Consider the following 22,657-nt stretch of genomic DNA (forward strand, 5'->3'; position numbering starts at 1 on the left):
GTGGACAGTGTGGCGGCGCCGGTGTCCCACGGCCGGCCCAACCTTCTCGAACAGAGATACCGACAGGGAGTCGGATGTTCGATGCCTGCTCGTCGCATCGGGTGATTTGCGAAGGGTGCAGCGCAGGGGCCCGCGGCGGGTCAGGGGCGCTGCTCGCCGGGCGGAGTGTGGTCGGCGCAGAGGGTGCCCAGCAGGTGGTCGATCGGTACGTCGAAGACGTGGGCGAGGGTATGCCAGGTGGTGACGCTGCCGGTGGTGCGGCCGTGCTCCAGGTCGATGAGGGTTCGGCGGGCCAGGCCGCTGCGTTCGGCGAGTTCGTCGAAGGTCCAGCCACGCTCGCCCCGCAGGCGCGCGAGTTCGACACGCAACGCGGTGAGGTCGGGGTCGGGCGGCAAGATCGTCACCCCACCATCCGATGGTGCAGAGAGAGTGACATTCGCGGTGCAGGCATCTGCACTACCGTGCGGGCGTCCCGGACGCCTGCGGCTGGGGCATCCGCACCGACGGACGGGAGGGCAACAGGCCGATGAGGCTGGCCGGCGCGCACACGGCGGTGCGGCGTATCTGGACGGTGGAACTGCGCCCAGGGGCGGGCGGGCCGAGTCTCGTCTGCGTCCACTGCACCGCCCGCACCCCTCCCCTTCAGGCGTCCTCCGCGCGGTCTGCAGTCCTGGCCCATCTGGCCTGCCACGCCCGTACCGACGCACTGCCCAGACATCTGCGGACCTGCCAGTGCCGGGCTCAGGAGTGCCGTTGGCATCCGCGGCACCGGGGCTGCGCGGGGCCGGTATTGCTCGCCCTGACCCGCGACCGGGCAGGCCGCGCCTGGCGGCTGGCAGACACGTGTGCGGCCTGCGCCGCGGCGACGAGCAACACCGCCGTCGTGCCGGACACCCTGCTCGGCCCGCACCGGCCGCACGCCGCGGCCACCACGCCCGCCGGCACCTCGCTCTCCCCCTTTCATGACCAACTGCGAGTGCGGGAGATGCTCACCTACCTCGCGACGGCGCTTCCCCGGTTCACCTCTCCCGCGGCCCGCCTCCTGGCCCTGCAGTGCGCCCTGCGTGCCGACAGCCGGGGACACGTCCGGCTGCCGGCAGGACTGCTGCGCGGCATGCGTCTGCACGGACGCCGGGAGCTGTGGGAGGAACTGGCCCACACCGGCTGGCTGGAGCTGCCCGACCCAAGGCCGGCGCACGTGACGGTGCGGCTGCTCGATCCCACCGTCCTGGACCAGGCACCCGGCCGCAGTGCACGCCACCGAGCCGCCCACTGGGCGATGCACTCGACGTCCCTGGCGCTGCCGGCGGCCGCCCCGTCCGCCCTGCACCTGACCGCGCTGGTGCTGGCTGCGCACACCAGTGCGCAGGCCCGCCACAGCGCCGACCTGGAGATCCTGGCCCGGCTGTGCGGGCACTCCTGCCACCAGACCGAAGAACTCCTCGACCGGCTGGTGGCCGCCCGCACCCTGACGGCCTGGCACCACCACCGGGAGACCGACGAGGCGGTCTGGCACCTGCCTCCGCCCCGGCCCCCCGCAACTCCTCGCGCTCCGGCCCGGTCCAGTCCCGGTCGCCCGCGGTAGCGGCATCACAGACAAGCGCCGAGCAGCATGCCGGCCCGGTCATTGCCGATCGTCTCGGCGGAGGCCGTGAGATGGTCCCGCGCGCAGGGGCACGGCGACCGGACGCCATGCGCAGGGGGTTCGCGGTCAACCTTCGCCCCGAGATGGCGCCCATTGCCCACACCTCGGCCACACGGGTCCTGAATGGCGGAATGCGCGCTTTCGGGGCGCGGTGGGCGATGGTAAGAACGTGCTCTGGGCAACGATCATGATCATGCGACGGGGGATGCATGAGTTCACCCGACGGCTCCGCCGAGCCGCTGTTCTTCGAGGTCCCGAAGCCGTCGCAGGTCCCAGTGACAGTGCTGTCCCCCATGATGGCGACAGGCCCCGCGATGACGCCCAAGCAGATCCTTGCGCATCACTCGCCGACTCAGTTCGAGGAGTTCGTCTACGAGTGGCTGCTGGCACTGAAGGAGGAGGGATACGTGGACGTGATGCAGCTGGGCGGCGCCCACGACGGCGGCGCCGATGTCGCCGCGTTCCTCACCGCGCGCCGGACGGACGACCGGTGGCACTGCTATCAGTGCAAGCACTACGGGAAGGCGCTCACCCCGGCCATTGCCTATGTCGAGATACTGAAGATCATCGCGGTGGTGGCCGGCGGTAAGTACCGCACATTGCCCGAGCGTTACGTCTTCGTGGCACCCAGGATCGGCGCCTCCCTCACGCAGCTGCTGGCCAAACCCGCGGAGCTGAAGGAGACGTTCCTCGACTGGGCCGCCAAGGGCACCGACCGGCTGACCGCGGAATACGGCGCAGATCCGCTCGGCGCGGCGCTGGAGCTGGCCCGGGAGACGGACTTCGCCCGCTTCGAGGCGGCCAATCTCGACCTGATCCTCGAACAGCACGCCACCACGCCGTATCACGTGCGCAGATTCGGCACGCGGCTGCCGGACCGCGAAGCCCGTCAAGCTCCCCCGCCAGAACACACACTGGTGGAGACCCGGTATATCCAAAAGCTCCTGGACGTCTACCAGGAGAAATGGGGCTGTGACCCCACAGCGATGGGGCAGGTTCGCGCGCATTCCAAGGCAGGCCCTCACCTGCAGCACCAGCGGGAAGCCTTCTACTGCGCCGAGCAACTGCGGGTGTTCGCCCGCGACAGCGTGCCGGAGGGCACCTTCGAATCGCTGCAGAAGAACGTCTACGACGGTGTCGTCAATGTGACCTGGCGGGACTTCGCCACCGGATTCGACCGGCTCAACGCGGTGCAGGACGCGGCACGCGACATGCCGCTGGGAACGAACGTCCTGGTCCACGTGGTGGAGACCATTGACCGTATGGGCATCTGTCACCAGCTCGCCAACGACGACCGGCTGACCTGGGTCGAGGAGGAGACGTGAGAGCGCTCAACAGCCCGCTGGAGGTCGGTGTGCGCGCTCTGGTGCTGCTCGCCGCCTCCTTTCCCCGGCCCCTGGACCTGGCTCAACTGGTGTATCTGGATTACGCGATGCTGCACAGCGGCGAGATGGACGGGCCGCCCAGCGTGCACCCGTCACTGCCGGCCGGCCCGGGCGAACTGGCCATGAAGCGCCAGCTGCTCGAGCAGGGACTGGTGGTGCTGATGCGCGCGGGGCTGGCCGACATGCAGGCGGACGACGGCGGGCTGATGTACCGGGCGAGCGAGGAAGGCCCGGGCTTCCTCGACCTGCTCGAGGCCCCGTATATCGCAGCCCTGCGGGAGCGGGCGCAGTGGGCGCTGGCCTTCCATTACGGCGCCCCGGCCGACAGCCGCGCCGCCACGGACGACATCACCCAGCGGTGGATGGAAACGTTCGAGAGCCGTCTGCCGCGCCGGGGAGGCGACGATGACTGAGCTGCGCCTGCTGCATCTGACCTATGCTGGCATGGGTCGCGAGACGGCCCGCGTGGACTTCGATCCCCGCCTGACGATCGTCTACGGCGCCTCGGACACCGGCAAGTCCTTCGTCACCGAGTCGATCGACTACATGCTCGGCGCCCGCAAGCTGAACCTCATCCCCGAGGCCGAGGGCTACTCGCAGATCCTGCTGGGCATCGCCTTGCCCGACGCATCGGTCATCACCCTGATGCGGGCGCCCCAGTCCGGGCGAGTCAGCGTCTTCGAGGACGATATCCGCGACCTCGTCTACCGGTCGCCGGACCTGGTGCTCTCGGCCCAACACAGCCCCCGCACCACCAAGAACCTCTCCCGTTACCTGATGGAGCGCATCAGGCTCGACGGCTCGCTGCTGGCCACCAATGACTCCGGGGGCACCAAACTCGCCGGCTTCCGGGACCTGCTGCACCTGTGCCTGATCAGCGAGACCCGCATGGTCTCGAAGGTCTCCCCCGTCCTGCGGACCTCGGGCACCAGCGGCCAGACCGCACACAAGTCGGCCCTCAAGCTCCTGCTCACCGGGGTGGGCGAGCAGCCCTCGCCCAACCGCCTCAACCAGGCGCAGCGCCGCGTCCACAAAGGCAAGATCAGCCTGCTGGACGAGCTGATCCTCGGGCTGCAGCGCCAGCTCGCCTCGCGCGAGGCCAACCAGAGTCAGCTGCAGCAGCAGCTGCGGCGGCTGCTGGAGCATCAAGACACCCGCGCCGAATCGCTGCGGGACGTCACCCGCCGCCACGCGCAGGCGGCCTCCGACCGCGCGACCCTGTCCGTGGCGCTCGCCCAGTACGCCCAGCGCCTGGCCGAGACCGACGACCTGCTGGGCCGGTTCGAGCTGCTGCGCGCCCAGTACGAGTCCGACCTTGCCCGCCTGGGCATGGTCAGCGAGGCCGGCAGCCTGCTGGGCTACTTCCGCAGCGGCCCGTGCGTGTTCTGCGGCGCAGAGCCCCACCACCAGCAAGCCGCCCACGACGCCATGGAAACCACCGCCCTGCACGAAGCCGTCACCGCGGAAAGCACCAAGACCCGCACGCTCCTGGCCGACCTGCTGGTCACCATCGACGACCTGCGCTCGCAGCGCGAGTACGTGGCCGGGGACCAGGCCGTGCAGGCCGCCTTGGCCGAGCAGGCGGACGCCGAGATCACCCGCATCGAACGCGAAGAACTCACCCCCCTGCAGGACGAGGTGGCCGAAGTGATGGCCGCCCGCTCCCGCCTGGAGAACGAACTCGGCCTGCATGCACGGATCGAGGAGCTGGAAGACGTCAGAGCACAGCTGGTCTCCGAGGAGGCCCAGCCGGGCGGACAGCCCAGCCGCGGCATCCCGCCCGCCACTATGACCGGCTTCGATCGCACCATCGAGCGGACGCTCGATGCCTGGCGGGTACGGCGGGAGGAAGAGGTGACCTACGACCAGTACACGGCGGAGCTGTATGTGGGCGACCGGTCCCGTTCCGGCCACGGCAAGGGCATGCGCGCCGTCCTGCACGCCGCGTTCACCACGGCCCTGGCCGACTACTGCCTGGAGCAACGGCGCAGCCATCCCGGCTTCATCGTGCTGGACTCCCCCCTGGTCACCTTCCGGGAACCCGGAGTGCGTGAGGCGGATCTACGCCAGAGCGTGCCCCAGCATTTCTACCGGCACCTGCTCAATGCCTTCCGCGGCCAGGCCATCGTCGTGGAGAACACCGACCCGCCCTCGGACATCCTCGATCAGGGGCAGGTCTACATGTTCAGCCGTGAGGCCCACGGCCAGCGTTTCGGATTCTTCCCTCTGACGTCTTCGTCTTTGCCGACGCAGTAGTCGCGTGCAGCGCATTGGGCTGCTTCCTCCTCAGGTCCGACCGCCCGGCCGGCGACTGTTGCCCGGAGCAGCCCCTCCGCTCGCGTAAGTGCTGTTACTGTGCAGGGAGTTGAGCGATGGGCCTGTGTGCCTGCTGTGTCACGCTCGCACCCCGGGCTGCTGCAGCGGGCCTGTGCTCAGCGTCTCTTGTGCCTCGTCCGGCCTGCGCGGAGGCAACATGACAGCACGTGCGCCTCTTCCTCTCAGCGGCGCGGTTCCCGCAGCCGTGGCGGACCGGGTGCTCTTGCAGGTCGGCCATAGGCGCGCGGCGCGCTACCGAGGTCGGGTCGATACGTCCTCGAGCGGCCTGGTACTGACCGGAGACGGGGCGCTGACCAAGGCCGTCCAGCTGCGGGAGGACGGCTTCGATGCCGCACTGCTGGTCGACGAGGCCTGCTATCGCGTCGCTGCGGCCAGCGAGGAAGCGCCCTTCCCGAGCCTGGACAACAGGCCTGCGCCCCTGTTCGGGGATCCGCTGGAACACCTGATGCTGGCCCACCTCGCATTCGCCGACCTCGCCGTGACGCCGACCGGATATCTGCACGCCGGGGACACCGGCGCGCTGGAGGCAGCAGCGGCGCGGGTGACGCACCTGGGCGACCCGCGGGTGGTGTTCGCGGTGCCCGTCGACGCCAGCTGGCTGCATCCGGGACCGGTGGAATATCTCGCCGAGGTGCTGCACCGGGTCGCGGGGCCAAAGGCGGTCCTGGTGGGCGGCCGGCCGGATGCACGCGGCGGCGCGGCGGGGCTGGCCCGGCTGCTGGAGCTGGTGCCGGGCATCGGGGTGCTGCGCACGGGCCTCGGCGCTTTCGGTGGCCTGGCGCGGGGTGCGGGCTTCACCGCGTTCGGCGGCGACGCCAGCATGCGCCACACCGCGCCGCCGACGTCGGCGCAAGCGGCATCGGGGGCGGCCCGGGCAGCCCGGCCGTCCTGTTCCCGGAACTGATGGATTTCTTCCTTGGGCTCACCCTGGCCAAGCGGTTCGACGGCGAGGCCCCGGCCTGCTGGTGCGAGGAGTGCCGGGGCGAGCCGTTGGACCGGTTCACCAGCATGGCGCAGCAGGTTCCCGCCGCGGGGCACAACGCGTCCTCGCTGATGGTGTGGGTGCGGCAGCTGCGCGCGGTCGACGCGGCCGAGCGTGCGGGGTGGTGGCGGCAGCAATGCCTGCAGGCACTGGACAGCTCGGCGCTGTGGAATGACCGGATCCAGCAGCTGCCGGGGTTCACCGTCTCCCCGGACCTGTCCGCGTGGGCCGAGCTGCCCGCACGCCGGGCGGCGCGGCACGCCGGCTGACGTGGCGTCAGGGCAGACGGGCGTGGAGCTGCTCGGTGAAGTGCCAGGCGACGGGGGTATGACGGCGGGGCCGGTACGGTTCGGGCGCCAGCGTCCAGACAAGGCCCTCGGCAGTCGGCTCGAGGATGCCGACACCCAGGTAGGCGGCGCGCATCAGCAGGTCGTCGCGTGCGTGGGCGGGCGGGTCGACGAGCAGTGCATGGCGGGTGAACGGCTTGAAGCGGCTGGCGCGGGCCAGGCCTTTTTCCCAGTGGGTGCTGCGGGCGCGGACGATGACGAGGTCCACGGTGAGCGGGCGTACCGCTCGCCGGCAGACGTGGTCGCCGGTGAGGGTCACGGCGCCCCGGGGCAGTGCGCGGATCTGCTCGCGCAGCCGGGTGGGCAGTGAGTCCAGCCGGACGGGAAGGTCGGCGGGGAGGTTGAGCAGGACCGTGAGGTCTGCGATGCCGAGCTCAGCTGCCCCCTGGGCGCGGCGTCGCTCGCACTCGAGGTGATCGCGCCGGTAGAAGACGAGGGTGTTGCGGCTGCCCTCAATGGTCGTCTCGGCCAGCTGCGCGCCTGGGCCGACCAGGGGGGCCGAGGCATGCTGGACGAAGGTCCGTGCTCGTGCTGTCGGCGCCGCCATGCCGGCCCCTTTCCACTCTGCTTGCGTGGTTGCTGACCGGTGCGGGCTAGGCCGCGCTGGGCGGTGCCTGGTGCTCTTGGAGCCGGGCCACGGTGGCGGCCAGTGACCGCCAGGCCTGGGCGCTGCCGCAGCGCCGGTAAAAGCGCCGCCGCTGCCCGGTCGCGGGCGGGACCCGCTGGACCAGGCCGAGTGTGATCAGGGTGTGAACCGGCGGCAGGTAGACGCTCGCCGGCACCTGCCGGTCCATGGCCAGGTCCCCCAGGCAGACACCTCTGTCACCGGCGGCGGCCAGGGCGGCGATGAGTTCGGCCCGGTAGCGATTGCCGAAGACTCCCGCCGACAGACGCCGCAACTCCTCCGCATGCTGCATGATTTATTTATCGCGAATCGCGAATCACTTGTCAATAGACTAGTTGGCGACCGCGGCGTGCCGGTTGTATCCGCCCGGCCGGACGGGGTTGCCGGGGGGCCTGATGCTGTCCGGAACGCGTCGTGCGGCAGGGGCGGCGGGGCAGGCGGTGTGCTATGAGGTCTGACGGGCGTGTAGCCGCGTGATGCAAGGGGCTTTTATGGCACGGGAGTTGCGGGTTCTCCACCAGGACCGGTACGGGGTGCGGCGGACCCGGCCGGTCGAGCGGATGGCCGGCGTTCCGCTGACCGAGCGGGGCGAGCTGTGGAAGCCGTCGCGGCATCCCTCGCAGCGCAGCATCGTCACCTGGTGGTGGGCGGCGACTACCCGGCGGCATGTGGGCTGCCGGTCGCTGGAGCGGCTGGCGACGGCGATGCTGCTCGACTTCCACCCCGGTGTGATCGGCCTCAGCGCCTGGTCGGGGCAGCTGATCTGGCGCGAGCGGGGCCGGGAGCGGCAGCTGGTGCCGGACTTCTTCGTGCATACCGCGGCCGGGGGCACGCTGGTGGTGGCGTGCCCGCCCCAGAAGGGGCCGAGTGAGAGGTTCGAGCGGCAGCTGGAGGTGCTGCGTGAGGCGTGCGGGCAGGCGGGCTGGCAGCTCGCGGTGCCGCAGTTGCCCGGGGCGGTGGCGCTGATCAATCTGCGGTGGGTCTCGCGGCGCCGCCATTGGCGGTACGGCGATGCGGGCGTGGAGGCCGCGCTGAGCGAGGCCTTCGCCCGGCCGCGGCCGCTGATGGAGGGCGTGACCCAGTGCGGGGTGCCACGGATGCTGGCCCTGCCCCGGCTCTATCACATGCTGTGGCACCGGCGGCTGGGCGTGGACTGGGGCGTGCCGCTCGGTCCCGGGTCGCTGGTGGGGCCGCTGGGTGCGGGGGAACCGGACGCGGTGCGCCGGCCGTTCACGACGGAGCAGCCATGATGGCGCCCGTGAGCGCGTCCGTGGCGGAGCGGGCGTCGCTGGTGGTGCGGCGTGCGCCGCGCGGAGTCCTGGTGCGCGGCGACCAGGTGCGCTGTCGCGGCCGTGTGTATGCGGTGGCCGGCCTGGACGGGGTGACGGTGTATCTGGCCCCCGTCGGCAGTGAGCAGACCCCCGTGTCGGTGCCGCTGGCGGTGCTGGCCGCCGCCGCGGACTTCGCGGTCCTGGACGAAGCGGGACAGCCCATCACCCAGGCCGAGCTGCCCGACTTCGCTGCCCTGGAGGGCGTCCCCGCTCCTGCGGCGGAAGCGGCGCAGACGTGGTGGCGGGCGGTCATCGAGGTCGACACCGGGCTGCCGCCCGACGCGCCCGCAGGCGCGCGGCCGCGGCCCATGTACGACCCGGCCACCACCACGTTCATCGAGCGCTACCAGGCCAAGGCGGCGGAGCTGCATGCCGTGCTGGGCTGGTCGGTGTCCTGGCAGACGGTGCAGGCCAAACGGCTGGCGTACCGCAAGAAGCGCACTGTGACGGCGCTGGTGGATGGGCGCAGCACCAAACAGCGGCGGCTGTACGGGCTGACCGATGCGCGGGTGGTGGACCTGCTGCTGATGCTGGTGGACCGGCAGCGGCGGCGCATGGACACGCCCAGCGACGCGCGCAAGCTGTTCAAGCAGCTGCGGCGGACGGTGCGCGCCGCGCACGGGGAATCGGTCAAGGTTCCGGCCGAGCCGACGCTGTACAAACTGCTGCAGCGACTGGGTATCGATGCCAGAGACCTGGGCGGCAGCCGGGGCGGTCTCCGTCTGGCGGGCCCGGGGTCGGTGCCGCCGTTTTCGGTGACGTCGGCGACGATGCCGGGCGAGCTGGTGCAGATCGACTCGACCGATCTGGACATCTGGGTGCTGGGCGATGACGGTCAGCCGGCCCGGGTGGAACTGACCTGCGCGGTGTGTGTGGCGACCCGCAGCATCATCGCCGCAGTGGTGCGCCCCAAGCAGTCCGGGCGGCGGGGCAAACGCCGCAAGGGCGGCCAGGGCGGTCTGGTGGGAGCGCCGCGCCGCAAGGGCCGGGCCACGAAGGCGGTGGATGCCTGCGAGCTGCTGGCCCAGGCCCTGGTACCGGCACCGATGCGGCCCGGGTTCGACGCGGCCGTCCACGCAAGCGCCTCCGACCTGCCGTTCGAGGAACTGGTTGCGGTCGATGCCCGGTTCGCGCAGGCCGCGGCCCGGCCGGTGATCATCCCGGATCTGATCGTCATCGACCACGGCACGGTGTTCGTCGGGCGGACCTTCTTCGACGCATGTGAGTACCTGGGCATCTCGGTGCGGCCGGCGCGCAAACGCACGGGCCAGGACAAGGCGATCGTGGAGCGCACCTTCGGAACCGTGAAATCGAAGTTCAGCCAGCACGTGAACACCTACACCGGCAACGATCCCGTGCGAGTGCGGCGGACCGTGGACGGCGAGCGGCTGTGGACGCTGGCCGAACTCGACGACATGCTCCAGCAGTGGATTGCACTGGATTGGCAGAACACACCGCATCCCGAGCTCGCCGATCCGTACGACGCCTACCTGCCCGAGCTGACGCCGAACCAGATGTACGCCGCCTGCGTGGCCGTCGACGGCTATCTGCCGATCCCGCTGACCCGCGACGACTATCTGCGGCTGCTGCCGACCGCCTGGGTGGGGGTGAGCAAGCAGGGCATCCGGTTCAAGAACCGCACCTACGACAACCCCGAGCGCGATCCGAATAAGGGGCTCAACCCCTGCCGCGGAGTCCGCTCCGGACTGCGGGGCAAGAGGAAAGGCCGGTGGGAGCTGCGGTACACGCCCAACGACCTGTCGAGGGTGTGGCTGCGTAACCATGACACCAACGAGTGGGTGGAGGCGACGTGGGTGCACCAGCACCTGGTCGGGCAGCCGTTCACGCAGTTTTTGTGGGACATCGCCGCCTCCCAGCATCTCGAGCGGGGCGGCCGGATCATCGATGAGGAGGCCATCGCGCAGGCGCTCGCCGAACTGCTGGAGCGCGCCGCCGAGGGCCCGGACCGGGCCGCACGGGTACAGCTGCCCGACGGCTACACGCCCGTGCCGCCGCCGGCGCCGGCTGCAGCGTTCGACCCGTATGCGGGACGCGCCCCGCTCGACCGCTCTCAACTGCTGGCCCTGGACCCGGAATCGGACAGGGACCCGCTGGACTCGGAGGTGGACGGGGATCCGCTGGCGCTGGACGACACCGGCCTCTACGTGGCCAACCAAGCGCAGGCGGTCATCGACTGGGACAGCGGGCCGGTGGCCCCGGACGCCTCTCTCGCCGCCTGGGAAAGCGCCCCGGCCGGTGGGGCGGTTGGTGAGGGCGGTGAGGCCCTGGCTGCCCGCTACCGGCGGATCATCGCCGATATCCGCCAGACGCACACCACCGACGAGGAGGACGGTGACGACGACGGTGACGGCGTGTCGTGAGCCTCGTGCCAGGCGATCTGGGCACCCCGGGCGTGCCAGGATCGCCAGCCGGACAGAGAACGGAAAGAGGACTGCCTGATGGAGGCGGACAAAGCCGGCGAGGCGGAGCGGCTGCTGGCCCGCATGAGCGAACCGGAGCCGATGTTCCTGGCCCCGCCGGCCCCTTTGTGGCCCGAGGACTGCTATGCCTGGCGGGCGCTGGCAGCCCGGCTGGTCAAGCCGCCGGACCTGGCCGACTGCGCGCCGGAGGGTACGAAGGTCACCGAACACGACCCGCGGCTGCTCTACCACGGGCACATGAACATCGTGGTCACGCCGGCGATCACCGAAGCCTTGAAGGTGGTCGCCACGCGGGTGTACGCCAACCGGCAGCGCGAGGGCGGCAAGGTCGGGATCATCGTGGAAGGCCCGCGCGGCACCGGCAAGAGCGCCCTGCTGCGGTGGATCGGCGTGCACTGGGAACAGAAGCTTTCCAAGCTGTACGGGCCGGACGAGAACCGTATCCCGGTGATCACTCTGAACGTGCCGGCGACGGCGCGCGGCAACCGCAACTGGGCGGGCGCCCTCGCCCGTTTCCTGGGCCAGGAACGCGAGAGCGGGGATCCGACCGAGTCCGTCATCCGTACGATGCGCAAGGCCCGCACCCTCCTCGTTCTCATCGACGGCATCGAGCGGCTGCGCACCGCTGTGGAGGCGGAACTGGCGTTCCAGTACCTGGACATGATCAGCGAGGAGACCGGCGCCACGTTCATCTACTGCGGGCGCGGCGCACGCTCCATCGTCGACCCGCTCACCCGGGACAATGAGACGCCCCTGGAACCGAACGAGCAGCCGTGGGGTGATCACCCGGTGCTGCGCACCAGCCGGATCGGTTTCAGCGACGAGGAGTCCCGCACCTTCGCCGTCATCGTCGACCGGTTCGACAAGAAATTACGGCTGTACCGGCACACCCGCGGCGACCTGCTGGAGCTGTCGCAGTACCTGCACACCCGCAGCCGCGGCAACATGCGGATGCTGTCGCATCTAATCTGCCAGGCGGCGCAGACGGCGATCCGCTCCCAGCAGGAGCGCATCACCCTGGAGCTGTTGGACTCCATCCCGCTCGGTGGTGTCGTGCACCTGTGACCTGCTTGTGGCCACCCCGACCCGCGTGCCGCCCGTGCTCTGCCGCACGGGCGGCGGAGCACGGGCGCGCGACAGGCCTCGATCGCCTGGGCGTAGCTGCGCCTAGCGTGGCGGGTTGGGGCGCGTGCGGCGTCCCAAGCTGGGATCCCAGACCATGCGCAGCGCTTCCAGAGCGCGGCGCTGCTCTTCGGTGAGCGCCTCGGGGTGCTTGCGGCACTGGTGAATCCACTCCCCCAGCGGGAACGTCTTTGACAGTTCGCCGCCGTTGCCCCACCACGGCTCCTGGTGGCGACGGGGGACGTCGGTGTGGCCTTCGCGGGTCAGGAACGCGGCAAGGTGTCCCAGGCCCTCGTAGAAGGCGTGGCGTTCGGGGTCGTAGTAGCTGTCGTAGTAGATGCCGTCGGGCAGGGGCGGGATGCCCAGCTGGAGCAGCAGGTCCTGCTGGGCATCCTCCAGGCGGAAGAACTTCAGCCGCTGCTTGTAGATCCAGTTCATGGTGATGCGGTCCTCGCGGCTTGCATGCTGGGACCGCGAGGTGAACCGCCAGCCGGGGGTCTGGGCAAGTGCCTTGGCACGGCCGTATTTGCGCTTCCAGTCCATCCAGGGCGCGTTCCAGTGCGGGTCGAGGGCAGCGAGTGCCTGCTGGTGGACGTCGGGCAGCTGGCCTGCGGCGGCCTTGCGGCGCTGGGTGGCCAGCCATCTGCCCAGTTGGTGGCCGCCGATGTCGGCCTTGACGGGGACGGCGAGGTGGCCGTGCTCGGCCGCCCAGGTGCGGGCGTGCTCCAGCATGGAGTCGAAGGTCTGCGCCGACGCGGTCCAGGGCAGGCCGAGCGCGTCCAGGGCCTGTTTGTGTTCGGCCGGCAGGCGGTCCAGGAAGTGGCGCAGGCGCAGGTTGTTCACGCACTCGCCCAGGGCGAAGCCGTCCGGGTCGGTGTAGTCGGCGGGGACGTCGAGATGCCCGAAGCTGGTGCGGTAGCGGGTGGCGGAGGTGAGGGCCTGTTCCCAGGTGCCGATGGCCGGCAGGGTGATCTCCAGTCCGAGGGCGCGGGCCAGTTGCGCGGCGCGCTCGGGATGGGCGTAGTAGACGGCCCGCCGCTCCGTGGTGGTGCCGCTGTGCGTGCGGGCGGGCAGTGCGATGCGGTCCATGAACGATTTGTCGTGGGCGCGCAGCGCCTGCAGGAGGGTGAGCAGGTTCGCGAACGCGGAGTCCTGCAGCAGGTCGGCGGTGTCGGTGCCGGGGTGGAGGTAGACCGGGAAGATCAGGGTGGTCTTCTTCCCGGCGCCCGGGGGCTGGCGCAGGCCGCGGCCGACGGCCTGGATGGCGTCGATGGTGCTGTAGCGCGGATCGGCGAAGACCACGGCGTCGACGTCGGGCATGTCGACGCCCTCGTTCAGCACCCTAACGTTGGACAGCACCGCGCAGTCCCGGTCTGGGTCGGCGAAGTCGTCCAGCAGGTCGCGGCGCCAGTCGCTCGGCTGTTGGCCGTGGATCGCCTGCGCCCACAGGTTCTCGATGCGCAGTTCCTCACCGACCTCCAGGGCGGTGTCCGGCAGGCAGGCGGCGAAGGCCTCTGCGAGGGCGACGCGGTTGTGGAAGACCAGGACGCGGCGCAGCCGGTGTTCGGCGATCGCCCGCAGCAGGGCCACCTGGGCGGCGGCGTTGCGCAGCCCGTTGTGGTGGGCGCTGGTGGCGGGGCGGCGGGCGGCGAGGATGGCGTGCAGGTCGCTGTCCTCGACGATCGGCATGATGACCTGGTAGTCGGCCAGGATGCCGCGCTCGATGGCCTCGGCCATGCCCAGCTCGAACACGGTCGGGCCGAAGATGTCGCGGTGGTCCATGGTGGCCAGCGGGATGCGCTCCATGAACGGCAGCAGCTCGGCCTGGGCCGGGGCACCCCAGATCCTGGGCGTGGCGGTCATGTACAGACGGGTCTTGGCGGGGATAGCGGCGTCGTCGTGGACGGTGCCCCAGCCGTCTCCGAAGGCGGAACAAGTGCGGTGGGCCTCATCGGCGATCACCAGGTCCCAGGGCGGCAGGCCGTGCTGTTCGTGGGCACGCTGGATGTGGTGCAGCGAGCCGTAGGTGGCGAACACGGTGACCAGGCCGCCGACCCGCATCGCACGGGCGATCGCCCGCGGGTGACGAGTCATCACCGCCTCGCCGGGCGACAGTCCGCTCTCCCGCTGACGCAGGGAACAGACCCCGAGCGCCAGCCCCTCACGGCCGGCCTCACGCCAGCGCCTGATGGTCTGCGTCACCAGGGCCTTCGTCGGCATCAGCACCAACACGGCGCCCTGGGGAGCCAGACGCTGCGCGGCCTGCTGGGCGATCAGGGTCTTGCCGGTGCCGCAGGCGGCCACCACCGTCATGCGCCGCTCGCCGTCGGCCACGGCGGCATCGATCGCGGCGAGCGCCTCGATCTGGTGCTCGCGTAACTCCATACCCTCTCCTCACGGAGCTGCCGAGGCACCGCATCATGCCCGGCCGACCCTGGGCCCGGCCCTCAGATCGCGCGGGAATGTACCTGCTGGACGCACCGGCCCGGGCCGCGCATCGAAGATTTTCGGCCAAAGACACGGCGCGCCCGGGGCGCGGTCACCGAACGCACCGCGTGCGGCGGCCGGAGGCCGTAGAGAAGTACACGGACAGGCGGGGCGTCTCTTCGCGGGCCACGGCTGGCCGCTTCGGGTAGCCGTGGTCCGTGGGGCTCGGCGCGGTGTCCCGACGGTGAAGACCGGCGCTCCGTCGAGGGCAATGATGAGGAAGGCATGTGACAGTGACGGCGTCCCGTACACCCCGTGCCCGCGCGGCCCGACCGCGCCGGGCGAAGGCCTGGCGTCCAGCAAAGCGGCTGGGGCGGTCGGTGATGCCGTTCATCGGCGGAGAGTCAACCGGCTCCTACACGCGCCGCCTGGCGGACCTCAACGGCGGTATCCCCGATGAGGAGTTCTGGCTCATGTTCGGGACCCCGCTGCGCCAAGGCGGATGTCCGAGCGACCCGCGCTACAGCGACGGGTATCTGAACCCGGCCGCACTGGAGCAACTCGCCGTCATGTCCGGCCGCCAAGTCACCGAGCTGCAGCGCGCGCTGCCGAACCTGCGCAGCCACCGGCTGCTGCCGGTGGACGGCCCACCGGTGTGGGACTGGCCCTGGGACACAGACGGCTGCTACCTGGTGCGGGTGTGCGAGCTGTGCGCCCGTACCAAGGGCACCAGCCTGGACGCCTACCTGGCCAGCGATGCGACCTGGCAGGTGTGCGCCCGCCACGGCCGCTGGCTGGACAACCGCCGCGAACCGGGGACGGCCGCCCTCCCCCTGACCGCACTGCCCGAAGTCGTCACCGCCCACCGGCTGCGGCTGCAGCTGGAGCGGCGCCTGGGCGCGGGCGGCCGCGCCATGTTCGCGGACGCCTACGCCATCCTCTCCTGCTGGTGGAACATTCCCGCTCTCAACGCGCCCGTGTGGCAGGCCCGCAGACGCGCGCTGGGACACGCCGGGCGTGACGAGCTGCGCGTCGCGCCGCTGGTGTTCTACCCGGAGGCTGTCCACCTGGCCCGGGCGCTGGCCGCGCGGGAACGGCGGCGCCTGCGCCGCACCCTGACCTTGGACGAGGACCACGCCTGGCTGGAGCGGGTCGCGCTGCTCCTTGAGGAGTGGGCCATCCCGGCCGAGGGCCGGGACGTGGTCGAGATCTGGGCCTGCCAGCATCCGCTCCTGCCGCAGCCGCGGCGCACCCGCCAGACCTCGACTATGGCGGGGCGGCCGGCCCGCGGCCGCCACCGGCGTCTGCCGGTGCATGCTCCGCACACCGAACAGACGCTGGAGGCGACACTCGCCGAACGCTCCTGCCTGCCCTGGAAGCTGGGCCAGATGATCACCACCGAACTGCTTCCCGCCCCGGGAGGCTGGACTCTGGACGGCCGTGTGTAAGTCCCACGCCATGACTGCCGCGCGCCCAGCCCGCCGCCTGTCCACGGATCGCCAACGGCGACGTTCCCGTCCACCGCCTCGGACCGCGTCTCGGCGTTGCGTACGCCGGGGCTCAGCCACCCGGCCCCCCGTCCGGGTCGGGAGACGAGGCGCCTCGCACACGGGCATGGCCTGCATGGACGCGCTGTGCGCGAGGATGGGGGAATGCCCGAAGACTCTGCTCCCGCGCGCCCGGTCCAGCTCCCCGCACGGATACACGCCGTGGGACCGGGCTGGCGGCACCTGCTGGAGCGTCTGCACGAACAGATCCGTACGGTCTTGCCCGGCTACCGTCTCCTCGATCTTAAGGAGAAGCTCGGCGGCCTTCGTGTCTACGTGGGGTGGCCAACGGGCAGCGGCGACATCCTGCGGACGCTGATCGCTGCCGCCGAGGCGGAGGCGGAGCGCACCTGCGAGTTCTGCGGGGCACCCGGCCGCATCCGCACCCGCGATGACCGGCCGGGAGGGTGGCGCAAAGCCGTATCCGGCACCTGCCATACCGCCTGGTCAGCACATCGAATCATGATCGTCCCGGGTGTCGTGCGTGAGCGCGGGTGAGGCCGCCAACCCGGCGGCGTACCGGACAGCCGGGCTGAAGGGGGCAGACCAGACGGACACGCGTTGTCCTGCAGGCAGGCACGTGATCAATGATTCGACTGTTCGCTGCGCCTGACGGAGTCGGCGTTGGACGTAGTCGCTGTCGACCGCCAGACGATGCCGCGCCCTGCCCCGTACGAGGCTTCACACCAAGCCGATCTGCCCCAGCAGGCGGCGGGTGTCGGGAGAGGTGTCTTCGAGTGTGTGGCCGTGTTCCAGGCTTTTGAAGACCACGGCGGTCTTGGGGACGCGGTCGGCATGGAAGGTGGACCAGGTGCGGCAGGTCGGGCAGTCCCGGCCGATCAGGAAGGGGCGCAGCAGGTGCAGCGCGCCGTCGGTGTCGCGGAGGTAGAGGCTGCCGGTCTCCAGGTCGTTGCTGGGTGAGGTCATGGTGCGGGTGGGGACGACTGGGTGGTCTCCGGCCAGCTCCCGGTACTCAACGCGGGCGCTGCGCGCGAAGGCGTCCCAGCGCACATCGGTGATTTCCAGCAGGGGCAGGTCGGCCAGGAAGCGAGCCCGTTCGACCAGGCGGGTCAGGTCGGCGAAGGCGACGTCGATGGCGTGGGGCAGATCGATCGGGTCAACTCGCCGCAGGTGGGCCTGGTTGTTGCGGCGCTCGCTCAGGGCTTGGCGGGCCTTTTCGGCGTCCTGGTGTGCCAGCAGGGTCCGGATGTCGTTGAGGGGGTGGGCTTGGGGAAGGTTGTTCAACTGCTTGCTGCTCGCGGCTTCGTTGAGCACATTGGCCCAGTCGCCGAACCCTGGGCCGCTGCGGCCGCCGGCGAGTTTGTCGCGGATCGCCGTCACAGAGCCCAGGGTGATCTTTCGGGCGTGGGTGAGGGCGAGGACGAGCTGGGCGATATAGCACAGCAGTTCTTCGGCGGTGTCGAGGATCGCCGCGTAGGCGGCCTGGGTGTCACCGGCGCTGATGCGGGCCTCGGTCTCGCGCCAGCGGTAGGCGATGGGGTAGGGGAAGCGGGTGCGGACGCTGTGCCCGAGGTCGTCGAGCAGTAAGGCTGCTTCGGCGCGCAGCCGCAAGGCGCGGCCGGAGTCGATGACGCGGGCGCGTGCTTGGGCCGCGGTCTTTTCCAAGAAGACGGATTCGATCACCGAGTCCGCCTCCTGCTCCCAGCGTTTGAACTGCTGCTTGGCAGCGGTCAGTTCGTCGAGGGCCTTGGTCAGCGCCTCATCGGGCTGCGGGACGGGCAGCGCGGACAGTGCTTCCATGCTGGTGATGGCCAGTCGTGGTCCGGCCAGGGTCAGGGCGAGCGGGGTACGCAGGAACATGCTGATGAGGCGGGCCTGCGGCCGGGAGAGCGGTTTGATGGGCCGCAGGATCACCACTTGGTCGGATGCGGCGGCGGGCAGGTCCTCTTCGCCGACCTCGGCGGTAAAGAAGCCGTGCGGAGGCACCGTGATCGGGGCGTTCATGCGGCGGAGCACCAGGTCTCCCGCCGTGAGTTGCTGGTCCGCGGGGATGGTGGCCCACAGGGTCTCCTCCGACGGCGGGGTGATCGTGCCGTCCCTGGCGATGTCGCGTGGCCGGATCATGCGCACCGCGCCGGGAGCCTTCGGGGATGTCAGCTGCTTGCCTCGTTTGAGGGCTGCGTCGCTGAAGGAGGAGCGGCGGAACGTGAAGAGATCCCCCAGGTCGTTGACGGCTCCGAAGCCGGCGAGGTCCTCGCGGCGTTGAAGGATATGCGGGTCGAAGCGGTCAAAGTAGAGACTCTGTTGCGGGCCGGGGATCTCCCGCAGCACATAGCCGTACTCTCCCCTGCCGCCCTGACGGTGAAGCAGTCGCTCGAAGTCCTTGACGACAGCCGTCTCGTCGGGGCGGGGGCGTGGCACCTGGAAGAGCTTCAGGACGGGGCTGGTCTGCGCGCGGGCCCGCAGGAAGACAACCGCTGATTCCGCGTTCGCGGAAATCTGCGTCAGCATGCCGGTCCCGTAGGCGAGGAGCAGGATGTCCCAGTGCTCGGCGATCTTGGTGCGCATCTCGGCCGCCCAGGGCTGATCCGACACCCATGGGTGTGCCGGCAGCAGCACCGCCATCACGGCGTCGGGTGATGGCGGCCGGCACGCGGCCATGACCTCGACGTAGTAGTCCGGGGGACTGGCTGCACGGCGCCGTTCCGAGTCCGGCCTTCGTTCCCAGGTCGGCACCAGGAGCAACGGCCCCTGGGTGAGCAATTCTGCTGCGCGCGGCGCCAGTTGCTCCCACGACGGCTCGGGTACGCTCTGCCAGTCTTCCGGTGCGCGGAAGGCCAGCTCGCCGGCGAGCGGGGAGCTGCTCAGCACGGTCGGCGCGCCCTGGGCAAGCCGCTCGAACCCGATCCTGACCAGCTGCTCAGCCAACGATGACAACCGCGCCAACTCCACCACGTGCCCCCTACCCCGACATGCGCTCTGCTGCGGAAGGAAGCCTAGAGGCCTGCCGATCATCGGCAAACTTCGGCGTCGGCCGTGCGGATACCGGTACTTGGCGGCTCGTATGTGCTCTTTACACCAAACCGGGTTGCTCTCACCATCAGTGGTCTAGGGGTGCGGCTGGCACATGCCCGCCCATCGACCTGGAGGGGGCCGGGATGGGTGTGTTATGGAAGCTGGAACCGGCGACGGCCGCCAAGCATCGCCTGTACCAGCGCTACTTGGACGCCTGGTGGCCCATTCTGCTGCAGACGTCCCAGCGCACCGGTTACTCCCGCCCCCGTGTCACGCTCCTGGACGCGTTCGCCGGTCCTGGCCGCTACCAGGACGGAGAACCGGGTTCGCCCGTCTTCATTCTCGAACGCCTGCTGAACCACAGCGCGGTCGACCGCATGCACCTCAGTCCCCGGCGTGTGCACCTGATCTTCATCGAGAAGGACCATGCCCGGCACCAGCACCTGCTGGGTGAGCTCCACACCCGCTTCGGACCGTTGCGCGACCTGCCGGTCCACATCGAGGTCCAGCGCGGCGACGCCGGCACCGACAGCGTGTCCCTGCTGACCCGGCTGGGTGCTTGGGGCCAGCCCATCCTCGGCATCTTCGACAGCTGGGGCAGCGTCAATGTTCCGCTGGATGTGATGCGGCGCATCGCCCGCAACCCCTCCAGCGAGGTCGTCACCACCTTCGGGCCCAACTGGTTCAGCCGACGCGAGAACCTCAACCCGGACGTCCTCGACACCGTCTTCGGCGGCCGTGCATTCTGGACGCCTGCTGATGCAGAAAGCCGCCCCGACGAGCGGTGGCGTGTGTGGCTGTCGACCTACCGGGACGCCCTGCGCCGGTCGGGCTTTCCCTACCAGCTGCAGTTCGAACTGGTCCCCCGCACCGGACAGCCGCTCTACCTTGTCTTCGGAACCGGCAGCACCGCCGGTCTGAAAGCGATGAAGGAGGCCATGTGGAAGGTCGACGACCGGGACGGTGAGAGCTTCCGCGACCCGCGTACGCGCGGTGCGATCCCTGATGGTCAGATCGACCTGTTCCAGGCCGCTGGGCTCGCCGACACCGAACTGCTGGAACTGGTCGCGCAGCGCCTGTCGATGGGGCCGGCGACGGTGGAGACGGTGGGCGAGTGGTTGTTGACCGAGACCTCGCGCTGGATGCCGAAACACGCCCTGCAGGCCATACGGGAGATGCGGCAAAACGGCCAGGTGACCCTGCTCTCCAGTGGGAAACTCACGACGAAGAGCCAGGTCAGCCTGCCCGCCTGAGACGCCCTCCCGCGATGAGGCGGGCAGGGCTGGTCACACGTGGACGCGTGGCCTGGGGTATTCGCGGACCCGCAGCGGGGCGGGGAACCGGCTGATCTCCTTGTGGTGCTTGCCCCAGCGGGAGCCGAGCTGCTTCACGAACGTGGCGCAGCCGGACTGGCGGGAGCTGGTCACCACATCCTGTGCCCAGGCCAGGTCCATGGGGCGGGCTCCGGGCCCGGATTCTCCGCCCACGATCACCCAGTCGATATCCGTCAGGTCCAGGCCGGTCAGCGGGCCGAGCAGCGGCTCGCACGACAAGAACCGCACCGCGGCTGGCACCTGGCGCAGGTCCTCGATGCGGGGCAGTTCTCTGACGCTCTCCACCGAGACCCCCATCCACAGATTCGCCGGCCACTCCAGCCGCCCAGCGATTTGCCGCAGGCGGCGGGCGCGCTTGGTGAGGACCTGGTAGGTGTGCTGCGGCGTCTCAGCGATCACCGCAAAGACCTGCCGCACATAGTCCAGTGGCACCCGGGCGTGGAAGAGGTCGCTCATCGAGTTCACGAACACCGTCCGCGGACTCTTCCACCCGTAGGGTACGCGCAAGGTGTCAGGGTGCAGCGTCAGTCCGAAGCCGGGACCGGACGTACGCGGATCACCGTCGGCCTGGTACTTGGGCGAGCCCATCGCCTTCAGCCGCTTCGCCAGCGTCAGCGCATAGCAGTGATCGCAGCCGGCGGAGACACGGTCGCAGCCCGTTGTCGGGTTCCACGTCGCCTCGGTCCACTCGATCGCGCTGCGGTCACTCACCGGTCGGCCCTCCATCCCCTCGAACCGCGCCTCGCCCCGCCGACAGGATTCCCGCCGCTGTCTTCCCAACGACCCGGCTCATCCCCGGTCACCGGCAGCCGCCCGCGCCCCGTGCGCCGTAACCGCCACCCACAATAGAACCTTTGTTTCAATCCTGGCGACTGTCACGGCGCTGCGGGCGGCTGTGGCGTCCGGGCCGCGCCCGTTGCACGAGGTGTGATGTCCAGGCCCCTGGCGGGATGGAGGAGTTCTTGCACGACGACGGGCGGCGCGGCCAGGGTGATGACGCCTGCGGCCCAGTCAGCGGTGGTCTTGTAGACGGCGAGCGCGGCGATCTCCCACATCGACAGCGGCTCCACCAGCCGAAATCCGTCATCGTCCGGGCCGATGGGAGGAAGCCGCACGCTGGCCTCCACGGTCGCTGCGCCGCGTTCGGCGATGCCGGCGCGTGGTGGCGGGCGCAGCCGGGCGCCCTTGTCGTAGCAGGCGTAGTCCGGGCTGGTGGTGATGCGCCAGTCCTCCCTGTGCCGCCACGCCTGCCAGAGTTGCGCCAGTTGCTCGGTGGACTGCTCGCGCTGCTGCAGAGCAACGGCGGCCTTTTCGAGGGTGACCGTGTCGATGAGGGTCCGCTGTTCTTCACAGCGGCGTTCCGTATGAGCTGCGGCACGGGTCAGCGCCGGACGCGCCCAGTCGTGCAGCCATGGGTGCGCCCTCACGCCCTCGACGGTCACCGACAGCCGGAACTGCAGGTTGCGCCAGTGGTCGCGGTTGAAGTTGGGCCCGAGGAAGTCCGGCGTATAGTGCGGCTGTTGACGGTTTTCTGCTTCTTCGTCCTCCTCTTGGAGGGCCTCCAGGAGGGTTACGAGGTCGAAGACGGCGTCCGCAAGGCCGGCGTCCGCGGCCAGGGACTCCACACGGCAGCAGCCGCACATGCTGAAGGCGCTGTCCGCGTCGAAGCGGACGCGGCGCGTTTGCCCGGGGCTGGTGCCTATCGCCTCGTGGCACGTGGGGTCGCTGTGCACGAAGTTGTCGTCGTCCCAGGTGACCATGTCCATCGGCCGCCCGTAGAACCGGTCAACGGGTATGCCGGACTGCCCCATTACGCCGACCGGAACGCTCTTTCCTAAGTCTCTGTGCACCCGCCTCAGCGTAGTCCGGCATGCCATTGCCGGCGCAGGAACGACGACAGTGTCCCGAACTGGTCGAGGGAGTGCGTCCGCAGCCGCAGACCGGCACGTCCGCGCGTGCCGGGGCTCGTCGTGTGCAGCAGCACGCGGGACGACCGCTCCATGCCTGAATTCGATCGAGGTATTTGCTTTTGGACTCTCTCCAGTTTTCATCCAAGGTCTGAATTGATCATTTGTCGGATCTCAACCCGCGTGTGTCAGTGGCCCCTTGTACGGTCTCGGCTGTGGTTTCCGAACCCGTGCAGCCCCAAAACCTTTGG

Annotated in this window: 20 protein-coding genes; 12 read left to right on the plus strand and 8 right to left on the minus strand. The window is 70.1% G+C overall.

Going from position 1 to position 22,657, the window contains the following annotated elements; all coding sequences use genetic code 11:
• Positions 1–140: 140 nt before the first annotated feature.
• The gene (locus ACZ5DS_RS34190) at positions 141–404 is read right to left on the minus strand and encodes a helix-turn-helix transcriptional regulator (protein WP_468246354.1); all 264 of its coding nucleotides are present in this window, start codon (positions 402–404) and stop codon (positions 141–143) included.
• Between the two features lie 122 nt (positions 405–526).
• Between ACZ5DS_RS34190 and ACZ5DS_RS34195 the strand changes: the two genes are divergently transcribed.
• The 6 genes from ACZ5DS_RS34195 to ACZ5DS_RS34220 all read left to right on the plus strand — a co-directional run bounded on the left by ACZ5DS_RS34195 (position 527) and on the right by ACZ5DS_RS34220 (position 6,618).
• Positions 527–1,585, plus strand: a complete 1,059-nt coding sequence (locus ACZ5DS_RS34195) for a hypothetical protein (RefSeq protein WP_468246356.1) — start codon at positions 527–529, stop codon at positions 1,583–1,585.
• 269 nt (positions 1,586–1,854) lie between these two features.
• Positions 1,855–2,970 carry an ABC-three component system protein gene (locus ACZ5DS_RS34200; RefSeq protein WP_468246359.1) on the plus strand — a complete coding sequence of 372 codons (1,116 nt, stop codon included), beginning with the start codon at positions 1,855–1,857 and terminating at the stop codon, positions 2,968–2,970.
• Positions 2,967–3,443 (plus strand): ABC-three component system middle component 2, encoded by a 477-nt coding sequence (locus tag ACZ5DS_RS34205; RefSeq protein WP_468246360.1) that lies wholly within the window; start codon positions 2,967–2,969, stop codon positions 3,441–3,443. The genes ACZ5DS_RS34200 and ACZ5DS_RS34205 overlap by 4 nt, the downstream gene beginning before the upstream one ends.
• Positions 3,436–5,286, plus strand: a complete 1,851-nt coding sequence (locus ACZ5DS_RS34210) for a hypothetical protein (protein WP_468246362.1) — start codon at positions 3,436–3,438, stop codon at positions 5,284–5,286. Before ACZ5DS_RS34205 ends, ACZ5DS_RS34210 begins: the two co-directional genes overlap by 8 nt.
• A gap of 217 nt (positions 5,287–5,503) precedes the next feature.
• The gene (locus ACZ5DS_RS34215) at positions 5,504–6,271 is read left to right on the plus strand and encodes a hypothetical protein (RefSeq protein ID WP_468246365.1); all 768 of its coding nucleotides are present in this window, start codon (positions 5,504–5,506) and stop codon (positions 6,269–6,271) included.
• Positions 6,271–6,618: a hypothetical protein gene (locus ACZ5DS_RS34220; protein ID WP_468246367.1), complete on the plus strand. Its 348-nt coding sequence runs from the start codon at positions 6,271–6,273 to the stop codon at positions 6,616–6,618. The genes ACZ5DS_RS34215 and ACZ5DS_RS34220 overlap by 1 nt, the downstream gene beginning before the upstream one ends.
• A gap of 7 nt (positions 6,619–6,625) precedes the next feature.
• Here the strand turns inward: ACZ5DS_RS34220 and ACZ5DS_RS34225 are convergent, their stop codons facing one another.
• Together ACZ5DS_RS34225 and ACZ5DS_RS34230 are read right to left on the minus strand one after the other, a co-directional pair.
• Positions 6,626–7,243 (minus strand): hypothetical protein, encoded by a 618-nt coding sequence (locus ACZ5DS_RS34225; protein WP_468246369.1) that lies wholly within the window; start codon positions 7,241–7,243, stop codon positions 6,626–6,628.
• A gap of 46 nt (positions 7,244–7,289) precedes the next feature.
• Complete coding sequence (locus tag ACZ5DS_RS34230) at positions 7,290–7,613, minus strand: hypothetical protein (protein ID WP_468246372.1); 324 nt, start codon at positions 7,611–7,613, stop codon at positions 7,290–7,292.
• A 199-nt stretch (positions 7,614–7,812) separates the two neighbouring features.
• On the opposite strand from ACZ5DS_RS34230, the gene ACZ5DS_RS34235 reads away from it, so the two are divergent.
• The 3 genes from ACZ5DS_RS34235 to ACZ5DS_RS34245 all read left to right on the plus strand — a co-directional run bounded on the left by ACZ5DS_RS34235 (position 7,813) and on the right by ACZ5DS_RS34245 (position 12,158).
• Positions 7,813–8,571, plus strand: coding sequence for a TnsA-like heteromeric transposase endonuclease subunit (locus ACZ5DS_RS34235; protein ID WP_468246374.1), 759 nt, complete (start codon positions 7,813–7,815; stop codon positions 8,569–8,571).
• 8 nt (positions 8,572–8,579) lie between these two features.
• The gene (locus tag ACZ5DS_RS34240; RefSeq protein WP_468246376.1) at positions 8,580–11,033 is read left to right on the plus strand and encodes an integrase; all 2,454 of its coding nucleotides are present in this window, start codon (positions 8,580–8,582) and stop codon (positions 11,031–11,033) included.
• Between the two features lie 78 nt (positions 11,034–11,111).
• Positions 11,112–12,158 carry an AAA family ATPase gene (locus ACZ5DS_RS34245; protein WP_468246379.1) on the plus strand — a complete coding sequence of 349 codons (1,047 nt, stop codon included), beginning with the start codon at positions 11,112–11,114 and terminating at the stop codon, positions 12,156–12,158.
• A gap of 102 nt (positions 12,159–12,260) precedes the next feature.
• Here ACZ5DS_RS34245 and ACZ5DS_RS34250 read toward each other — a convergent pair whose 3' ends face one another.
• Positions 12,261–14,600 (minus strand): helicase associated domain-containing protein, encoded by a 2,340-nt coding sequence (locus tag ACZ5DS_RS34250; RefSeq protein WP_468246381.1) that lies wholly within the window; start codon positions 14,598–14,600, stop codon positions 12,261–12,263.
• A 425-nt stretch (positions 14,601–15,025) separates the two neighbouring features.
• Between ACZ5DS_RS34250 and ACZ5DS_RS34255 the strand changes: the two genes are divergently transcribed.
• Together ACZ5DS_RS34255 and ACZ5DS_RS34260 are read left to right on the plus strand one after the other, a co-directional pair.
• Positions 15,026–16,090 carry a hypothetical protein gene (locus ACZ5DS_RS34255; RefSeq protein ID WP_468246383.1) on the plus strand — a complete coding sequence of 355 codons (1,065 nt, stop codon included), beginning with the start codon at positions 15,026–15,028 and terminating at the stop codon, positions 16,088–16,090.
• Between the two features lie 204 nt (positions 16,091–16,294).
• Positions 16,295–16,687 (plus strand): hypothetical protein, encoded by a 393-nt coding sequence (locus tag ACZ5DS_RS34260; RefSeq protein WP_468246386.1) that lies wholly within the window; start codon positions 16,295–16,297, stop codon positions 16,685–16,687.
• A gap of 183 nt (positions 16,688–16,870) precedes the next feature.
• Here the strand turns inward: ACZ5DS_RS34260 and ACZ5DS_RS34265 are convergent, their stop codons facing one another.
• A complete protein-coding gene (locus ACZ5DS_RS34265; RefSeq protein ID WP_468246388.1) occupies positions 16,871–19,171 on the minus strand; it encodes a hypothetical protein in 2,301 nt (766 codons plus the stop codon).
• A 137-nt stretch (positions 19,172–19,308) separates the two neighbouring features.
• On the opposite strand from ACZ5DS_RS34265, the gene ACZ5DS_RS34270 reads away from it, so the two are divergent.
• A complete protein-coding gene (locus tag ACZ5DS_RS34270; protein WP_468246390.1) occupies positions 19,309–20,418 on the plus strand; it encodes a three-Cys-motif partner protein TcmP in 1,110 nt (369 codons plus the stop codon).
• A 33-nt stretch (positions 20,419–20,451) separates the two neighbouring features.
• On the opposite strand, the gene ACZ5DS_RS34275 is transcribed toward ACZ5DS_RS34270, so the two are convergent.
• From ACZ5DS_RS34275 to ACZ5DS_RS34285, 3 genes are all read right to left on the minus strand, one after another.
• Positions 20,452–21,210 (minus strand): DUF5131 family protein, encoded by a 759-nt coding sequence (locus ACZ5DS_RS34275; protein WP_450213077.1) that lies wholly within the window; start codon positions 21,208–21,210, stop codon positions 20,452–20,454.
• 164 nt (positions 21,211–21,374) lie between these two features.
• Positions 21,375–22,265, minus strand: coding sequence for a hypothetical protein (locus ACZ5DS_RS34280; protein ID WP_468246393.1), 891 nt, complete (start codon positions 22,263–22,265; stop codon positions 21,375–21,377).
• Positions 22,266–22,354: 89 nt separating this feature from the next.
• Entirely contained in the window at positions 22,355–22,501 is a 147-nt protein-coding gene (locus ACZ5DS_RS34285; RefSeq protein WP_189942581.1) for a hypothetical protein, read from the minus strand.
• Between the last annotated feature and the right edge of the window lie 156 nt (positions 22,502–22,657).

The organism is Streptomyces sp. NPDC031100, assembly GCF_055570785.1.

Coding starts and splice junctions, on each gene's coding strand:
- ACZ5DS_RS34195 (WP_468246356.1), top strand. CDS start 527: ATGAGGCTGGCCGGCGCGCACACGGCGGTGCGGCGTATCTGGACGGTG.
- ACZ5DS_RS34200 (WP_468246359.1), top strand. CDS start 1,855: ATGAGTTCACCCGACGGCTCCGCCGAGCCGCTGTTCTTCGAGGTCCCG.
- ACZ5DS_RS34210 (WP_468246362.1), top strand. CDS start 3,436: ATGACTGAGCTGCGCCTGCTGCATCTGACCTATGCTGGCATGGGTCGC.
- ACZ5DS_RS34215 (WP_468246365.1), top strand. CDS start 5,504: ATGACAGCACGTGCGCCTCTTCCTCTCAGCGGCGCGGTTCCCGCAGCC.
- ACZ5DS_RS34220 (WP_468246367.1), top strand. CDS start 6,271: ATGGATTTCTTCCTTGGGCTCACCCTGGCCAAGCGGTTCGACGGCGAG.
- ACZ5DS_RS34225 (WP_468246369.1), bottom strand. CDS start 7,243: ATGGCGGCGCCGACAGCACGAGCACGGACCTTCGTCCAGCATGCCTCG.
- ACZ5DS_RS34230 (WP_468246372.1), bottom strand. CDS start 7,613: ATGCAGCATGCGGAGGAGTTGCGGCGTCTGTCGGCGGGAGTCTTCGGC.
- ACZ5DS_RS34235 (WP_468246374.1), top strand. CDS start 7,813: ATGGCACGGGAGTTGCGGGTTCTCCACCAGGACCGGTACGGGGTGCGG.
- ACZ5DS_RS34245 (WP_468246379.1), top strand. CDS start 11,112: ATGGAGGCGGACAAAGCCGGCGAGGCGGAGCGGCTGCTGGCCCGCATG.
- ACZ5DS_RS34250 (WP_468246381.1), bottom strand. CDS start 14,600: ATGGAGTTACGCGAGCACCAGATCGAGGCGCTCGCCGCGATCGATGCC.
- ACZ5DS_RS34255 (WP_468246383.1), top strand. CDS start 15,026: ATGCCGTTCATCGGCGGAGAGTCAACCGGCTCCTACACGCGCCGCCTG.
- ACZ5DS_RS34260 (WP_468246386.1), top strand. CDS start 16,295: ATGCCCGAAGACTCTGCTCCCGCGCGCCCGGTCCAGCTCCCCGCACGG.
- ACZ5DS_RS34270 (WP_468246390.1), top strand. CDS start 19,309: ATGGGTGTGTTATGGAAGCTGGAACCGGCGACGGCCGCCAAGCATCGC.
- ACZ5DS_RS34280 (WP_468246393.1), bottom strand. CDS start 22,265: ATGGACATGGTCACCTGGGACGACGACAACTTCGTGCACAGCGACCCC.
- ACZ5DS_RS34285 (WP_189942581.1), bottom strand. CDS start 22,501: ATGGAGCGGTCGTCCCGCGTGCTGCTGCACACGACGAGCCCCGGCACG.